General features: G+C 70.2%; 13 protein-coding genes and 1 tRNA gene. 3 read left to right on the top strand and 11 right to left on the bottom strand.

Annotation, left to right across the window (positions count from 1 at the left end; translation table 11 throughout):
* Window positions 1-21: 21 nt before the first annotated feature.
* The 6 genes from EXE46_RS05615 to EXE46_RS16770 all read right to left on the bottom strand — a co-directional run bounded on the left by EXE46_RS05615 (window position 22) and on the right by EXE46_RS16770 (window position 8,704).
* The gene (locus tag EXE46_RS05615) at window positions 22-249 is read right to left on the bottom strand and encodes a flagella cluster protein (RefSeq protein WP_137687502.1); all 228 of its coding nucleotides are present in this window, start codon (window positions 247-249) and stop codon (window positions 22-24) included.
* Between the two features lie 100 nt (window positions 250-349).
* Window positions 350-1,552 (bottom strand): DUF418 domain-containing protein, encoded by a 1,203-nt coding sequence (locus tag EXE46_RS05610; protein ID WP_137687501.1) that lies wholly within the window; start codon window positions 1,550-1,552, stop codon window positions 350-352.
* A 191-nt stretch (window positions 1,553-1,743) separates the two neighbouring features.
* Window positions 1,744-2,808, bottom strand: a complete 1,065-nt coding sequence (locus EXE46_RS05605) for a Gfo/Idh/MocA family protein (RefSeq protein WP_137687500.1) — start codon at window positions 2,806-2,808, stop codon at window positions 1,744-1,746.
* Between the two features lie 86 nt (window positions 2,809-2,894).
* On the bottom strand, window positions 2,895-3,386 hold the full coding sequence (locus EXE46_RS05600) for a hypothetical protein (RefSeq protein WP_137687499.1): 492 nt from the start codon (window positions 3,384-3,386) through the stop codon (window positions 2,895-2,897).
* A 122-nt stretch (window positions 3,387-3,508) separates the two neighbouring features.
* Window positions 3,509-5,287, bottom strand: coding sequence for a thiamine pyrophosphate-binding protein (locus EXE46_RS05595; RefSeq protein WP_137687498.1), 1,779 nt, complete (start codon window positions 5,285-5,287; stop codon window positions 3,509-3,511).
* 99 nt (window positions 5,288-5,386) lie between these two features.
* A complete protein-coding gene (locus EXE46_RS16770; RefSeq protein WP_158413925.1) occupies window positions 5,387-8,704 on the bottom strand; it encodes an LAGLIDADG family homing endonuclease in 3,318 nt (1,105 codons plus the stop codon).
* A 130-nt stretch (window positions 8,705-8,834) separates the two neighbouring features.
* Here EXE46_RS16770 and EXE46_RS17035 point away from each other — a divergent pair, with 130 nt between their 5' ends.
* Entirely contained in the window at window positions 8,835-8,978 is a 144-nt protein-coding gene (locus EXE46_RS17035) for a hypothetical protein (protein WP_199234111.1), read from the top strand.
* A gap of 182 nt (window positions 8,979-9,160) precedes the next feature.
* On the opposite strand, the gene EXE46_RS05580 is transcribed toward EXE46_RS17035, so the two are convergent.
* The 3 genes from EXE46_RS05580 to EXE46_RS05570 form a co-directional block, all read right to left on the bottom strand.
* Complete coding sequence (locus EXE46_RS05580; protein ID WP_137687497.1) at window positions 9,161-9,919, bottom strand: hypothetical protein; 759 nt, start codon at window positions 9,917-9,919, stop codon at window positions 9,161-9,163.
* A 33-nt stretch (window positions 9,920-9,952) separates the two neighbouring features.
* Entirely contained in the window at window positions 9,953-10,663 is a 711-nt protein-coding gene (locus tag EXE46_RS05575) for a thermonuclease family protein (RefSeq protein WP_137687496.1), read from the bottom strand.
* Window positions 10,664-10,913: 250 nt separating this feature from the next.
* A tRNA-Tyr gene (locus tag EXE46_RS05570) sits at window positions 10,914-10,987 on the bottom strand.
* A gap of 165 nt (window positions 10,988-11,152) precedes the next feature.
* On the opposite strand from EXE46_RS05570, the gene EXE46_RS05565 reads away from it, so the two are divergent.
* Both EXE46_RS05565 and EXE46_RS05560 read left to right on the top strand, forming a co-directional pair.
* A complete protein-coding gene (locus EXE46_RS05565; protein ID WP_137687495.1) occupies window positions 11,153-12,040 on the top strand; it encodes a hypothetical protein in 888 nt (295 codons plus the stop codon).
* A 91-nt stretch (window positions 12,041-12,131) separates the two neighbouring features.
* Window positions 12,132-12,722, top strand: coding sequence for an NAD(P)/FAD-dependent oxidoreductase (locus EXE46_RS05560; protein ID WP_137687494.1), 591 nt, complete (start codon window positions 12,132-12,134; stop codon window positions 12,720-12,722).
* Window positions 12,723-12,817: 95 nt separating this feature from the next.
* Here the strand turns inward: EXE46_RS05560 and EXE46_RS05555 are convergent, their stop codons facing one another.
* Window positions 12,818-14,476 carry a succinic semialdehyde dehydrogenase gene (locus tag EXE46_RS05555; RefSeq protein WP_137687493.1) on the bottom strand — a complete coding sequence of 553 codons (1,659 nt, stop codon included), beginning with the start codon at window positions 14,474-14,476 and terminating at the stop codon, window positions 12,818-12,820.
* Between the two features lie 60 nt (window positions 14,477-14,536).
* The gene (locus EXE46_RS05550) at window positions 14,537-15,571 is read right to left on the bottom strand and encodes an AI-2E family transporter (RefSeq protein ID WP_137687492.1); all 1,035 of its coding nucleotides are present in this window, start codon (window positions 15,569-15,571) and stop codon (window positions 14,537-14,539) included.
* Between the last annotated feature and the right edge of the window lie 103 nt (window positions 15,572-15,674).

Genomic DNA, 15,674 nt, shown 5'->3' with positions numbered 1-15,674 from the left:
GGACCGAACGAGAGCGCGGGCTCAGTGCCTGAACAAGTACACCGCGTCGCCGTCGCGGAGCAGGCAGAACCGGGCGCCGTCGTTCTCGGGGAACGTCGTCCCGCGCTGCTCGGTGACGAACAGCCGCGAGAAGACGTCGTCGCACACCGGACACGCCATCTCCGCACGGTTCTCCCAGAGGCTCGTCGCGCCCGCGTCGCGGAGCTGTTTCAGTTCGTGGCGGTGGTCGTGGACGTCGAAGCCGGGCATGGGCGAGACGTTCGCCGCCCGGGTGTTGAACGTGTCCTCGCGAGTCTCAGTTCGGAGAACGGGCGCGTCCGGATCGCCGCGCCGAAGAGCGCGGCGCCGATCAGTCCCCGAGCCGCATCGGCTGCGCCTCCCCGTAGGTGAGCGTCCGCCACACCCACTCGACGGGGCCGAACCGGAAGTAGCGCAGCCAGAGAACCGAGAGCGGGATCTGGACCGCCCAGATGGCGACGACGATCCCCATCGCCTCGACGCGGCTCACGGAGCCGAACAGGCCGAGTCCGTGGCCGTAGAAGATCGTCGTTGCGATCACGGTCTGGAGCAGGTAGTTGGTGAACGCGGTGCGCCCGACGGCGGCGAGCGCGCGCGTCACGATCCCGTCCCCGCGCCGGCGGACGAACAGGGTGACCAGCCCGACGTAGCCGCCGGCGACGAGGAGGCTCCCGACGTAGTTGAACTGGCGCCAGTACAGCGCGGCGCCCGCGCTCCAGTCGTTCGCCTCGATGTACGCGACGCCCGCGACGACGATCCCGACGCCGACGACGCCCCCGGCGACGAGCCGGCGGTAGAACGCCGTCGAGCGCTCACCGGTCAGCACGCCCCGCTTGTACAGCGCCATGCCGAGCAGCATGACCCCGCCGACCCGCCAGAAGCTCGACCCGATGAACCCGCTCGTCTGTCGCTGGAACGAGGAGTCGACGCGGTGGCTCATCTGTTCGAGCCAGCCGCCGCGATAGGTGGCCACCTCCTGCCGGATCGCGGCCTCCGAGGGCAGCCACTGGCCGGCGATCGCCTCCCCGCCGATCGACACGGCCGCGAACAGCTCGATCGCCGGGACGAACAGCAGAAAAATCCCGGCCAGCCCGGCGAGCCGACGGGCGTCGAGGTCGCGGACGAACAGCAGGAAGATACCGGTGAGTCCGTACGTGACGAGGATGTCGCCGTACCACAGCAGGTAGGCGTGGAGGAGTCCGATCGCGATCAGCACCGCGGTCCGGCGGAGGTGGAGCCGGACGGCGTCTTGGCCCTTCTCCTCTTTGCTCTCGACGAACAGGAGGACGCCCGCGCCGAACAGCGCCGAGAAGATCGTGATGAACTTCGACTGCGCGAACACGTGACCGACGAACCACGTCCAGTAGTTCACGCCGGCGAAATCGCCGTACACGTTGGGGTTGAGGAGGGTCTGTTCCGGCATCGAGAAGACGCGAATGTTGATGACGAGGATGCCGAGCAGCGCGAACCCCCGGAGCGCGTCGAGGCTGGTGATGCGTTCGGAGGGCGGCGTCGGGCCGGGATCGCTGGTCACGAGTTGTGCGCGAGGACGGCCCCCAACACCGAATAGGTTCCCATTGCGGACGATAGATGAGCGTTTTCGCCGGGCGCGATTCGGTGACCGAGACCGTCGAATCCCCTGCGCTTCGAGTCCCGCCCGCTGCCCGCGAGGGCACCGGGTCGGTTTATAAATCGTCGTCGCCGCCTCCGAATGATTGCTTCGCCTCAGTCGAGTCGCACCGCCGCGCCGGTCTCCGAGGACCGGTAGATCGCGTCGATGACGCGCTGGACGCGGAGCCCCTCCTCGACGGTGTTGATCGCGGGCGCCTCGCCCGCGGCGACCGCGTCGAGGAACGCCGCCTGCTCGGCGGCGTGGCCGTCCTCCTCGCGGGTCTCGACCTCGGTGTCTGCGAGGTGGTGGCTCCCGCCGACGCCCGCCTCGTGGATCGCGAGGTCGTCGCTGCCGCGGTCGAACGTCGCCCCCGCTTCCGTGCCGCGAACGACGAACTCCTCGTTCGACGGGCGGTTCGTCGCCCACGCGACCTCAAGCGAGACCGTCGAGCCGTCTTCGGCGCGGATGAACGCGGAGGCGGAGTCGTCGACGTCGAACCCCTCCGGCCCGGCGTCCTCGCCCCACATGTGGATGTACGCGTAGTCGTCGCGGCCGCCGAACTCAGAGCGCGTCTCCCCGGAGACCTCGACGACCTCGGGGTGATCGAGGAAGTGGAGCGCGAGGTCGATCGCGTGGACGCCGATGTCGATGAGCGCGCCGCCGCCGGCGACCTCGCCGGACGTGAACCACGATCCGCGGCCGGGGACGCCGCGTCGCCGGACGTAGTTCGCCTCGACGTGGCTGGTCTCGCCGAACCGCCCCTCGTCTTGGTAGTGTTTGATAACCTGAACCGGCTCCGCGAACCGGTTGTTGAACCCGACGGTACAGAACCCCTCGGCGTCGCGGGCGGCGTCGGCGATGCGCTCGGCGCTGTCGAGCGTGTGCGCGAGCGGCTTCTCCAAGAGGACGTCGAGGCCGGCCGACAGCGCCGAGGTCGCGTACTCCTCGTGGAAGCGGTTCGGCGTGGTGACGAACACGGCGTCGCAGGCGTCGTAGAGGTCCGTCTCGTCCTCGTAGGCTGGCACGTCGAACTCCTCGTGGAACCGCGCGCGGGCGTCCGCGTCGATGTCCATCCCGCCGACGAGGTTCGCGCCGCGCTCGGTCAGCTTCGTCGCGTGGTGGGCGCCGATGCCGCCGAGGCCGACGATTCCAACGGCGACGTCGTTCGGATGCGTCATGGGTGAGATTCACAACGAGTGTTGTTAAGACTCACGTCCCGGGGAGCGCGAGCGGACGCGACGCCCAGAGACGGGGCGAGAAGATCTCACGCGGCCGGGAGCGCGAGGACCGCGGCGAGCGCGCCGTCGACCGCCGCCGTCGCGGCGCCGACCGCCGTGGGCGACACCGCGTCGACGGTCTCGAAGAGGTCGCCGAGCGCGCCCGCGTTCTCGGTGAGCGCGTCGCGCGCGTCGAGGAGCGCCCGGAACCGCTCCGGTTCGCGAGCGATCACGAACCGACCGACTGCGGCGCCGGTCCCGAGGAACGCGAGGAGGGCGAGCGCTCGCGAGATTGCGAGGAGTTTCAACAGGATCGGAAGCACCAGCGCCAGCGCCAGCGCGGCGACGACCCCGGTGACGACCGCGCCGAGCGAGCCGCCGTCGGCCAGATCGACGACGCCGGCGCCGGAGAGCAGGACGAACCCGCCGACGCCGAGGGCCAGCGTCCCCCACATGAACGCCGCCAGCAGGCGGACGGGGCCGTCGTACCCGCTCCCGGCGCCGTCCGGCACGTCGTCGTGGACCCACGGATTTCGCATGCGAGAACCTCGGAAAGCGACGCTGATATAGATCGCTTCAAATCTCGGAAACGCTCGGCGTGAAAGGGACACGCCGTCGGAGCCGGTGAGGTTCCCCGGACCCGCTCACGCGCGACGCGCCGTCACTCGTCGGGGCGCTCGCCGGGCCGCCCCCCCGTCATCCACTCGCTCGCCTGCGGTTCGGCCGGGTCGGTGACGACCTCGACGAGCGCCGGCCCGTCGCGGTCGCGTGCGCGTTCGACGGCGTCGCCGACGGCGTCGCGGTCGCGGACCCGCTCCGCCGGCAGGCCCATCCCCGATGCGACCGCGACGAGGTCGAGCCCGGCGTCTGCCCAGCCGTAGGCGCCCTCGGGGAACTCGTACGAGCGCGACGCCTCCTCGCTGATGATCGCGTAGTCGTCGTTGTTGAGCGCGACGACCGTCACGTCGATCCCCTCCGCCGCGAGGGTGTGGAGCTCGTGAACGCACATCATGAGCCCGCCGTCGCCGGTGAGCGCGACGACGTCGCGGTCGGGGTTCGCCAGCTTGGCGCCGATCGCGGACGGGAGGCCGGTCCCCATCGTCGCCCACGAGCCGGGGTTGACGTAGGAGCGCGGCCCGGAGGCGGGGAACGAGACAAGCGTCCACAGGCGGAACCCGCCGGCGTCCGCGGTCACCACCGCCTCCTCGGGGACCGCGTCGCGCACCGCCGAGAGGACCTCGACGGAGCGGAGCGGGCGGTGGTCGCGGTCGTCGTCGACGTCGGCCGCCCCCGCCAGCGCCGCGAACCGCTCGCGGTCGGCGGTCCGAACCGCCCCGGCGCGCTCGGCGCCCGAGCGAGCGCGGGAGTCGTCGCCCGCGCCGTCGACGGCGGCGCCTCGGTCGAGTCGGTCGTCGAGCGCGCGCAGGAAGCGGTCGGCGTCGGCGACGACGCCGAGGTCGGTCTCGTAGCCGAACCCGACGTCGTCGCCGTCCAGCGTGACGTGGATCAGCGTCTCCGGCATCGAGACGGACCACGAGGCGGTCGCGACCGCGTCGAGGTCGGAGCCGACGACGAGTCCGACGTCCGCGCCCGCGAGGAGATCGCGGAGGTCGGCGCTCGCACCGCCACAGAGGACCCCGGCCGACAGCGGGTGCGTTTCGGGCAGCGTCCCCTTCCCCTTGTACGTCGTCGCGACGGGCGCGTCCAACTCCTCCGCGACCGACCGGAGCGCGTCGGTCGCGCCCGAGCGCCGCACCCCGCCGCCGGCGAGGACGACGGGCGCGGTCGCGTCGCCGAGCAGGGAGGCGGCCTCCTCGACCGCCTCGGCGGGCGGCCCCGAGGGCGGCGAGGGCGCTCGGTCGCCCACCGCCGGCTGCGGGGTCCGGCCCGCGAGGACGTCCTTCGGGATCCCGACGCGGACCGGCCCTTGCGGGTGTTCGCGGGCGGTCCGGATCGCCTCGACGACGGCCGGGACCGCGCCCGCGGGCGAGTCGACGAGGACGTTCTCCTTGACGACGGTGTCGTACGTCTCGGGCGGCGTCTCGTGGATGCCGTCGCCGCCCCGGACCGACCGCTCGGTCTCGACGGCGAGGTGGAGCAGCGGGACGCAGTCGTTCAGGGCGTTCTTCAGCCCGTTCATCGCGTTCGTGTCGCCCGGCCCCGGGACGACGCAGGTGGCGGCCATCGCGCCCGGCTCGCTCGTCTCGGCGTAGCCCCACGCCTGGTGGGGGACGGCCGTCTCGTGGCGGGCGACCACGAACCGGGCGTCGCGGTCGGCGAGCGCGCGGTTCAGCGGGAGGGTCTGCTTCCCGGGGATGCCGAAGACGGTGTCGACGCCGCGGTCGAGCATGGCGTCGACGACCGCCTCGGCGACGGTCGGGGGCTCGGCGTCCGGCGGTCCGGACGGGGCGTCGTCACCGGCGGAGTCGTCCGCGTCCATACCGCGACGTCGTCGAGGCGGGTGTTGAAGGCTTCGACGCGACCGAACGATCCCGGAGTGAACCCGCGCAGTCCCGCGGTCGGATCCCGCCTCGGTCGGTCACTCCGCGACGTTCGTCTCCCGGACGCGGACGCCCTTCCGACCGAGGTGACGCATCTGTCGCTGCGCGAACTCCTCCTCGCTCGACCCGCGGGTCGCGAGGACGTAGACGAGCGCGGAGCCGGAGGGGCGCATCGTCCGCCCCGCGCGCTGGGAGCCCTGCCGGCGGGACCCGCCGAGGCCGCTCGCGACGACCGCGAGCTCGGCGTTCGGGAGGTCGATCCCCTCGTCGCCGACCCGCGAGACGACGAGGACGTCGAGGGCGTCGTCGCGGGCCCGGTCGGCGTCCTCGGCGTCGTCGTCGTCAGCACGGAACCGACGGAACAGTTCGGCGCGCTCGCGGTGCGGCGTCTCGCCGCTGATGAACGGGGCGTCGAGCGCGTCGGCGATCGCTCGCCCGTGGTCGAGGTACTCGACGAAGACGAGCGCCTTCTTGTCGCGATGGGCCGCGAGCAGATAGCGTATCTCCTCGACCTTCGCCGGGTTCTCGGCCGCGGCGCGCCGACGCTCCCGACCGTCCGCGGCGGCGTACTCGCTTTGCGCCAGCTCGTCGCGCCACGGGACGTACCGGATCTCGACCTCGGGCTCTTGGACGAAGCCGGCCTCGAAGAGCGCGTCCCAGTCGGCGCCGATGGGTTGGCCGATGAGGGTGTAGATCTCCTCCTCGCTGCCGGTCTCGCTGACCGGCGTCGCCGAGAGGCCGAGGCGGTGTTTGCTCTGGAGCTCGGCCGTCCGGGAAAAGACGGGGGCGGTGATGTGATGACAGTTATGCGTTAGATAACCATCCGCAACGAACGTATGATCTCGCGTCTCGAAGTCATAAACCGTCTCAACACCTTTTTGAGTAATCGAGGTGACCTCGGCAATCTGTAAATCTTCGAGCCTCGCTAACCGATCTGCGTGCTGTGCTGCCTTCATACGACAGCGTTGTTCGCGTTCGTCGATCACTTTCTCCGTTCTTTCATCCGCTCGGGAGACCAAGGTATACGCATGACTGGTCGAGACATTTAGTTCGTCGCCGATCTCTGCGTACGTGACTCCATTATCCTCTCGCATCGCATCAACTGAGATCGGATCCGTCTGTGCGTACCTTCGAAGCCCCTGGGCGAGAGAACTCAGGTGTCGTTGGCCCAGACGGTTGTCTCCACGAATGACATCTCCGATCGTCTGTCGAGCGACACCGATCATGTCCGCGATCTGTTCGTTCGAGAGTTCCACGTCGTCTTTGATTTGTTCTAGGTATGTTCCAACAGGAACTCCCGTCGTAGGAGTCTCGCCGAGAGAGATTCGCTCCGATTTGTGTTGTAGCCTGAATCCGACTTTCTCAGCGAACAACACACCGTATCGGGATGCCACCAGTACGCGGTGCTGATCGCTGTGGGAGTCCTCTCTGTCTATCTGAAGATGACTTGACGGAATGCCGAGATGCTGTAGAAGCAGGATGACGTCTTTTGCGAGGCGCTCTGAGACTGTGTTAAACTGTATCCGTCCTTTCTCATCAACGGATCCCTCGGCGTCAAACAACCCCCTCAACAACGCACCGGTTCGATTCGGATGCCATCCGTATGCTGCTGGAGGGACAGTCACTCTCCGTGCCTTACTCCCGGACAGGAGATCCCAGGGGAGTCGGTCCGCAAAGCGTTTCGACCATAACGTGAGATCGCCCCTGCTGTTCTCAAAGACCGTGTAGTCGATCTCGGTCCGGTTACACAGGTTTTCAAGAATATCTATCTGCTCCCGTTTGTTCCGTGCGAACGAGAACTTCACGTGGCCGTGGCGATCTCGGTGCCCGTCTCCGAGGAACCAGCCGAGCAGTTCAGCAGATGCGGTGTTGGACGCGTCCGTATCGGTATAACCTCCCGACTCCGTTTGCGGTCTAACGACGAATTCACCCTCCGAGACACCTTTTTGTTCCGAAATACGCCCCGTATCGGGATCAAAAACGAAGTGAGTGTGTCCCTCGGTCGCCGTTATCGGATATCCTTGACGTGTTTCGATCTGTTCGACCGGTGCCGTCGACTTATAAATTCCCGTGACCGGAGTGAATCGGTATACGCCCCGCTCTCGATCGAAGGTGCGGACGGAGAGATCGACATCTGTCGTCCACCCCTCCTCTAACTCATATTCTGTATCAATCTCATCGAACGTCGTTCGTCCAGAGGGTGTTTCGACAATAGTGTTGCCTGTCAGACACTCGTCGAAGCAGATCAGCCCCCACTTCCGGGAGTCGAAGAGACTCCGGTGGCGATCCATCCCCGCGATCTGGTAGGTGGCGATCGTCACCGGACGGATCTCCTTCGTGCCGCCGTGGTAGAGCCCGACGTCCGCGGGGTCGACCGTGGAGTGGTCGAGCAGCTCCTCGCGCCACTGGTCGGCCAGCTCGCGGGAGGGGACCAAGATCAGCGTCTCGCCGCCCACGGCGGCGATCGTCGCGATCGCGGCGACGGTCTTCCCGGAGCCGGGCGGCCCGACGTACACCCCCGCCTTGCGGTCGAGGAACTCATCGACCCACGTCTCCTGGTAGTCGCGGAGGTCGGTCGTGAGCTCGACGTCGACGGGCTCGCCGGTTTCGAGGTCGCGTTCGTCCTCGACCGGGTAGCCGGCGTCGTAGAGCGCGCGCTTGATCTCGGCGACGGCGCCCTCGTTCACCCACGCCTCGGTGTCGGAGATCGGCGCGCGGAGGTGGTCGTCGTCGAGGTGCTGGTCGGCGACGTTACCCATCAGGCTCTCCGAGGCGGCTTCGAGGACGACGTAGTCGTCGTCGTGGGTGTACAGTCGGAAGCGGTGCGCGCGACGCCACTGGTCGCGGACCCAGTCCTCGAGGTGTTCGAACCGGCGCGGGAGGACGGAGCGCAGCGCGTCGACGAGCGCGTCGGCGTCGTCGAACGGCGCGGCCCACACGTCCTCCTGTCTGACGCGATAGAGATAGCCGCGCGTGCCGGGTTCGGTGCCGGTAGTGTCGACGAGGTGCGCGAGCTGCGAGAGCCGCGCCCGCGTGTACTGGGTCGGGCGGTCGACGACGATCTCGCGGCGCTCCGGGAACACGACGACTCGCTCGCGGCTCGCCAACGCGCCCCAGTCGCGCGGATAGAAGACGACGGGGTCGGCCTCGACGTCGAGCCGGTCCACGTCGCCGCGGTCGACGAGCGCGGCGAGCGCGTCGCGGGCCGCGGCCTGCGTGGTCCCGAGTCGGCGGGCGACCTCGCTCGCGGTCGCGACCGGCCGCTCCTCGGCTTCGAGCGCCTCGTGGAAGCGGTCCAGAGAGAGACCGTCGTCGTGATCGGTTCCGGCGGCGTCGTCGCCGGTGTCCTCGGTCATCACCGTCGCTTCGGCCGCGACGCGGAAATGGATAGCGTCATCGGGCGACCGGCTCCACGGTCGGTCTCGCCCGGAGTCGTCCGTCGCCGGCACAAAACATATACGGCGGATCCGGAAAACGTCCGTCCCCATGCTCGACGCTGAATTCGAGGTGTGTACCGAGTGCGGTAACCTCCACATGGAAGGCGGGGCAGCCCCGGAGCGCGTGGAAGAGTGCGCGGCCTGCGGCGGCCGCGTTACCGACGTCGAACTCGACGACTTCATCGGATTATAACGCTCGTCGGGAGGTCAGCGGAGTCGACGTCGCGTCCGCGTTGCTCCGGCGACCGCAACTCCCTCGCGCGTGATGACTCGCGGCCGCCGGTGGCGACCGCTCGCAGGCACGCGCCACCGCATGCCGTGGCTACGGACTATCAACGCCGCCGCTCGGCTATCGCGTATAAACGGAGTTGCGAGCTATCGACCCGGCGACCGTTTTCGGCACCGCCGCGAGGTGATCGCCTCCTTCGAGCGGAACCGACAGCCGCACTCGGTACAGCGCACGAACGGCTCGCCCGGTTCGGTTTCGAGGCGGTGCTCGCCCACCTCGAACGGCCGGGTGACGGTCCGCGGCCGGATCCGGTCCGGAATCGGCGTCTCTGCGGACTCGCTCAGCGCGGCCCGCACCGCGATGGTGTCGACGTCGACGCCGTCCCAGCGCGCGGCCGCGAGCGCCGCCTCGCGGTCCGCGACTTCGGTCCAGCCCGTGACGACCACGGGGGAGTTGGTCTCCGTGTCGCTCACGACCACGACGAAGCGGACGCCGCCCTCGACGAGGGCGAACCGCCAGCCGTCGGTTCGGTTCCACCGGAGCTGTCCCTCCCGGATCGCGTCGCTCACGGTCCGCGTCGAGACGTACCGACCCGGCTGTTCGAGCCGCTCGCGGAAGTGGTCGGTGAGCGCGTAGCGGGAGGGGTCGCGAACCGGCGGGTCCTCCGGCGATCGGGCGGCGGTCTCCCCGCCGTGTGTCGGGTCGACCGACCGATACTCGCCGTTTCGGTCGGTCTGCTCGGGTCGCCCGGCCCGAGCGCGGCGGCGCGCCGGCGACTCCGGCGGGGACCGGGGCCGCGCGTCTGCCGTCCCGCTCGCGGCGGCGGTCGTGGAAGCGGTCCGACGCTCCGTCGATCCGGGTCCGAGGGGCTCCGCGTCCCCCGACCCGCCCTGTCGGGATGCCACTGGGTACCCGTACCGAGCGCGCTCTTAAGTGTGTTACGCCGACACAGGGATCGCGGCCGCTCCGATCCCGAATGCGGGGACCGACTCGCGGGCCTCGCCGTCGCCGTCGTCAGGGAGCGGCGGGAGGTCGGCGTCGTCGACCTCGCTCGCCTCGGTCGAGGAGTCCGACTCATCGAACGCCCAGAGCCCGACCTCGCCCGCGCGCGCCTCGGACTCGGCCGCCGCGTACGCGTCGCGCAGGGCGAACTCGGTGTCGTACAGGCGGGCGTACCCCTCCGTCAGCAGCCGCTCGTTGAACTCCTCGCCGTCGACGTACAGCACCGCGAGCAGGCGGCCGTACCCCCCTCGGCGGTCGCCGCCGGTCACGACCGTCACCTCCTCGCCGGCGAGCTCCGACTCCGCGAACGCCGAGGCCTCGGCGCCCCACGCCCGGAGGTGCGCCCGGCCGGCGTCGGTGTTCGGGACCCCCTCGAACTCGTCGGGGCTCGTCGACTCGGCGCTCGTCTCGGGCGTGTCGACGCCGAGGAGCCTGACGGTGTCGACCTCCCCGTTCGGGAACTCCACCTCCATCGTGTCGCCGTCGACGACCCTGACGACCGTGCCGGTCCACGCCGTGTCGCCCGGGTCGTTCGGATCGACGCCGTCGGGGTCGGACGGGGGAGAGCCGAGGTCGGCGGTAGGGGCGCCGGCACAGCCCGCTAGCGCGACGAGAACGACCGCGACGACCGCCCGGCGAACACACATACTCGTCGTGTCGCCGGAAGCTGTGAAAAGTTGAGGGTGTCGAACGAGGGTCCCGCTGCCGAGCGTTCGGCTCTGCGTCCGTTACGAACCGACCGACAAGGAGTCCGCCCTCCCCGAATTGAACTCGCCGAGACGGTCCTGCTCGTTCGCTTCGCTCACTGCGCGGGCTGCGACTCGTCTGCCCAATTCGGGTCGGTCGTCCCGCACGGTCAACACTCGCTCGCTGTCGCTCGCGAGTGTTGAGGTTTAGTCCGCCCTCCCCGAATTGAACGGGGGACAAGTCGATCTACAGTCGACTGCTCTACCAGGCTGAGCTAAGGGCGGTTACCGAAACATAGCCGCCGGATTCGACTTAAGGGTTCCCTTTCAGAGCAGGTGTGATCCGCCGTACCGCGCCGCGGATCGACCGACTCGAAGCCTCCCGCTCGCGCCGCGCACCGAGCGCCCTCGCCGCGGGGCTGTTAAGTCGCTCGCGGCGGGAGCGGGGACATGGCCGACGGCGACGACAGACAGGCGACGTTCGGGACGGACGGGAGCCTCGAAACCGATCGGACGCCGGACGCGACGGGCGAGAACGACTTCGGCGAGGAGAAGGAGGCGAACGAGACCGACGGCGGCTACAGCCGGTACGTCGTCTCCAGCCTCCTCCAGAAGGCGGTCCGGCGCTCCGACGAGGAGATCGCGGCGTGGGCGGCGTGGGAGCTGGCCCGCTCCGGGTACGCGTGGAACCTCTGGGACCGCCTGAACCTCTACGTCGTCGAGGACCTCCGCGCGGGCGACGAGGTCGCGCTCCTCATCGAGCGCTACGAGGAACTGGCAACCGAACGCTGGGAGCCGGACGCGTGGAAGGGGCGCCTCTGTGCGGTCCACGCCGCGCTCGCGGCCGCCCGCGCTCGCTCGACCCGCGAGGCGTCGAACGCGGACGCCTACTTCTCCGCGGTGGCCGACCTGCGGGCCGAAGCCCGCGAACGCGGCGAGGAGCCCGCCCACGACTTCCCCGTCGGGGACCTCGAACCGGAGGGGACGTTCGACGCCGTCTTCGACGGCCACACCGGCGAGGGGTCCAAACGCGGGCGCGGCACCCGATTCTTCAAGACCCACGGCGCGCGCGTCGGCCCCGAGGGCGAAGACGAGCAGAGCGCCCGCTGGCAGCGGCTCGCGATGCTGCTCGACGAGGACGTCGAGTACGACGCCGACGAGCTCGACCGCGCCGTCGACCCGGTCGACCCCGACGATCCGTGGGGTGAGTCCGACCCCAACGAGCCGAGCGGCGACGGGGGAGACGGCTCGGGGGGCGACGACTCCGCGGACGACCCCTCCGAATCGGACGATTCCGGGGGCGACGACGCCGGATCGCTCGCCGACTTCGGCGGCTAGCGGCGTCGGATCACGGCCGGCGTCGGGCGCGCCGCCCCCGTCGATCCCCGCTTCCGTCAACCCTTATGCCCGGGCGACGTGATATGGCGGTATGACAGACGTCGCAATCGTCGGCGGTGGACCGGCCGGACTGAGCGCTGGACTGTTCGCGAGCAAGAACGGCCTCGACACCGTCCTCTTCGACACGAACGACACGTGGATGCACAAGGCGCACCTGTTCAACTACCTCGGCGTAGGCTCCGTCGGCGGCAGCGAGTTCCTGGCGACCGCGCGCCAGCAGGTCGACGACTTCGGCGTTGACCGCCACCAGGGGGAGGAGGTCACCGGCGTCGAGTCGACCGACGACGGCTTCACCGTGACGACCGAGGAAGACGAGTACGACGCCGACTACGTCGTCCTCGCGACGGGCGCGAAGCGGGACCTCGCGGAGTCGCTCGGCTGTGAGTTCGACGACGACGACACCGTCAGCGTCGACCTCTCGACGGAGACCAGCGTCGAGGGCGCCTACGCGACCGGCGCGATGGCCCGCGCCGAGGAGTGGCAGGCGGTCATCTCCGCCGGCGACGGCGCCGCGGCCGCGCTCGACATCCTCTCGAACGAGAAGGGCGAGCACTACCACGACTTCGACGTGCCCGACACCGCGGCGTCGGTGTTCGGCGACCTGATCGACGACGCGGAGTAATCCGGTCGCGCGCGGTCGAACGAACGCCGATTTTTCTGATCCGTTGCCGCCGCGAGCCGTGCGGATCGGGAGCGTGATCCGGACTACCGTTCCCGTCAGCGCCGCGAGAGCCGCCGCCGGGCCGCGTCGATGCCGCGCCTGATGCGTCGCCCGATCCGCGTCGCCGCGAACGCGCCGCGCACGAACCAGTCGGTCGGGAGCCGTTCCGGGAACGTCAGCGGGCCGACCCGCGAGACGCCCACCGTCCGCGTCTCGGTGTACCGCTGAATCCCCTCCCGTCCGTGCCGGCGTCCGAGCCCGGAGTCGCCGAACCCGCCCATCGGCGCGTCGACGGCGCCCCACGTCGCGAGGAAGGCGTCGTTGACGTTCACCGTCCCGCAGTCGATATCGCGGGCGAGCGCCGCGCCGCGCTCGCGGTTCGCGGTCCAGACGCTCGCGTTGAGTCCGTACGGCGAGTCGTTGGCGGCGGCGACCGCCGCGTCGGCGTCCGGGACCGGCGTCACCGCGACGACGGGGCCGAACGTCTCCTCGCAGGCGACCGAGGCGTCCGGGTCGACGCCCGTCAGGACCGTCGGCTCGTAGCAGTACGGGCCGACCTCCGGACGCGCGCGGCCGCCGGTCTCGACCGTCGCGCCGCGCTCGCGGGCGTCTTCGACGTGCGACTCGACGCGCGCCAGCTGGTCGGCGTCGACGAGCGAGCCGAGGTCGGCGTCGTAGTCGTAGCCGGTCCCGAGCGTCACCGCCTCGGTCTCGCGGACGAACGCGTCGAGGAACGCGTCGAACGCGGACTCGACGACGTAGATCCGCTCGGCGGAGAGACAGAGCTGGCCCGCGTTGGAGAAGCAGGCCTGGACCGCGCCCCGGGCGGCCTCGTCGACGTCGGCGTCGCCGAGCACGACGAGCGGGTTGTTGCCGCCCAGCTCCAGCGAACAGCCGATCAGGTTCTGCCCTGCGCGCTCCGCGATCGTCCGTCCCGTCGCCGTGCTGCCGGTGAAGGCGACGTAGTCGACCGCGTCGATAAGCGGCGGCCCGACGGTCGGCCCCTCCCCCGTGACGACCTGAAAGAGCCCGTCGGGGAGCCCGGCGACCTCCAGCAGCTCGGCGAGCAGCAGCGCGCCGTACGGCGTCTTCTCGTCGGGTTTGAGAACGACCGCGTTGCCCGCGGCCAGCGCGGGGATCGCGTCGGCCATCGACAGCGTCAGCGGGTAGTTCCACGGCGAGATGACCCCGACGACGCCGACCGGCTCGCGGGTGACCGTCGCGGTCGCGATCCCGGGCGCGACCCCCCGCCGCCGTTCCTCGGCGAGCGCGCCCGGGGCCTCGCTCGCGACGTACGAACAGCCGGTCGGCACGTCGAACAGCTCCTCGACCGCGGTGCGCCGTGACTTTCCGGTCTCCAGCTGGAGGAGGTCGAGCAGCTCCTCGCGGCGGTCCGCGACGAGGTCGCCGAATCGCTCGACGATCCGGGCGCGCTCGGCGGGCGGAGTCTCGGCCCACGCTTCCTGCGCGTCCCGAGAGTGCTCGACCGCGACCTCGACGTCGTCGGCGTCACAGGCCGGGACACTCCCGATCCGCTCGTCGGTCGCCGGGGCGAAGACGTCGATAGCGCCGGGGGAATCGGCACCGTCGGCGCCGGTCTCGGAGCCGAGTGTGGGGGACGCCGAGCGCGCGACGCGGTCCGCGAGACCGTCGACTCGTCGCGCCGCGAGGCTCGGAGCGTCTGCGACCGCATCGGGAGCATCCGTCGGGGGCATCAGATACCGAACGGACGAGCGGGCGAGGGAAAGCCGTGCCGGTGGTCACGGCGCGGGAAGTCACCGGTCGGCATCCGCGCTTGTCACCGTCGCGCCCTCCTCTCTCGCGTCTGCCGCCGCGCCCTCCTCGGAGAGCATGTCGATCACTTCGAGCAGCAGCGACACGACGAGGGGACCGACGATGACGCCGATCGCGCCGAGCGTGAGGATACCGCCGACGAACCCGACGAAGTACAGCCCCGGCGAGATCCGGCCGGTCCAGTCGGCGAGTTGCGTCCGGATCACCGCGTCCGGGACGAAGGCGACGACGACGAGTCCGATCACGAGTACGGCGATCGCCCGGGCGGTCTCGCCGACGAGGAAGTCGCCGGCCCCGAGCGCGACGATCAGCACGCTCGGCCCGACGACGGGGATGAACTGGAGGATCCCCGCGACGACGGCCAGCAGGACCGGCGAGCCGTAGCCGAGGAGCCGGAACACCGCGAGCGCGAGGACGAAGGTCCCGGCCGCGGTCGCGGCCTGGAGCACGTAGATCGAGTACAACGTCTCGCGCGTCCGCTCGTGGAGCCGGGTCGGAATGTCGTGGTATTCGGCCGGCAGGACGCCGAGGACGGCCGTTCCGACCGCTCCCGGCCGGTAGAGGATACCGTACACGAGGAAGGTGAACACGACGAGTTCCAAGACGAGCACGGGCGCCGCGCCCGCGAGCGCGAGCGCGACGTCCCGGACGAACGCCTCGGCCGCCGCGGCGAAGGGCGCGATCTCGACGACCGTCTCGAACCCGCCGACGCTGATCGGCACGAAGTCGGGAATCCCTTCGAGGATGGCGATCAGCTCCGACCGCCGCCGGTAGAGGGCGTACAGGAGTGGCGCCACGAGGAGCGTGGCGCCGGCGAAGGCGACGGCGGTGGCGGCGGCGCACGCGATCCGGCGCGAGAGCCCGCGACCGACGAGCCGCTGCCGGAGGGGGTACAGGACGTACGCGACGGTGACCGCGAACACGACCGTCCGCAGCACCTCCGCCAGCACGGCCGCCGCGAGCGTCGCGAGTGCGACGAGCAGCACGCCCAACAGCCGCTGCCGGTTGAGAACCATGTCGCCCTGTCGCGATCGGCGAGGAAAGTCGTTGCGGTGGGGTCCCCGCGGACGGGCTCGGAGATCCCCGCGGACGGGCTCCGAGGGTCGCGGCGGCGCGGGG

The sequence above is a fragment of the Halorubrum sp. GN11_10-6_MGM genome, assembly GCF_005435165.1.
Classification (GTDB): domain Archaea; phylum Halobacteriota; class Halobacteria; order Halobacteriales; family Haloferacaceae; genus Halorubrum.
Note: the sequence above shows the minus strand (reverse complement) of the source record. Positions and strands in the feature narration are given on the sequence as shown.

Coding starts and splice junctions, on each gene's coding strand:
- EXE46_RS05615 (WP_137687502.1), bottom strand. CDS start 249: ATGCCCGGCTTCGACGTCCACGACCACCGCCACGAACTGAAACAGCTC.
- EXE46_RS05605 (WP_137687500.1), bottom strand. CDS start 2,808: ATGACGCATCCGAACGACGTCGCCGTTGGAATCGTCGGCCTCGGCGGC.
- EXE46_RS05600 (WP_137687499.1), bottom strand. CDS start 3,386: ATGCGAAATCCGTGGGTCCACGACGACGTGCCGGACGGCGCCGGGAGC.
- EXE46_RS05595 (WP_137687498.1), bottom strand. CDS start 5,287: ATGGACGCGGACGACTCCGCCGGTGACGACGCCCCGTCCGGACCGCCG.
- EXE46_RS16770 (WP_158413925.1), bottom strand. CDS start 8,704: ATGACCGAGGACACCGGCGACGACGCCGCCGGAACCGATCACGACGAC.
- EXE46_RS17035 (WP_199234111.1), top strand. CDS start 8,835: ATGCTCGACGCTGAATTCGAGGTGTGTACCGAGTGCGGTAACCTCCAC.
- EXE46_RS05575 (WP_137687496.1), bottom strand. CDS start 10,663: ATGTGTGTTCGCCGGGCGGTCGTCGCGGTCGTTCTCGTCGCGCTAGCG.
- EXE46_RS05565 (WP_137687495.1), top strand. CDS start 11,153: ATGGCCGACGGCGACGACAGACAGGCGACGTTCGGGACGGACGGGAGC.
- EXE46_RS05560 (WP_137687494.1), top strand. CDS start 12,132: ATGACAGACGTCGCAATCGTCGGCGGTGGACCGGCCGGACTGAGCGCT.
- EXE46_RS05555 (WP_137687493.1), bottom strand. CDS start 14,476: ATGCCCCCGACGGATGCTCCCGATGCGGTCGCAGACGCTCCGAGCCTC.
- EXE46_RS05550 (WP_137687492.1), bottom strand. CDS start 15,571: ATGGTTCTCAACCGGCAGCGGCTGTTGGGCGTGCTGCTCGTCGCACTC.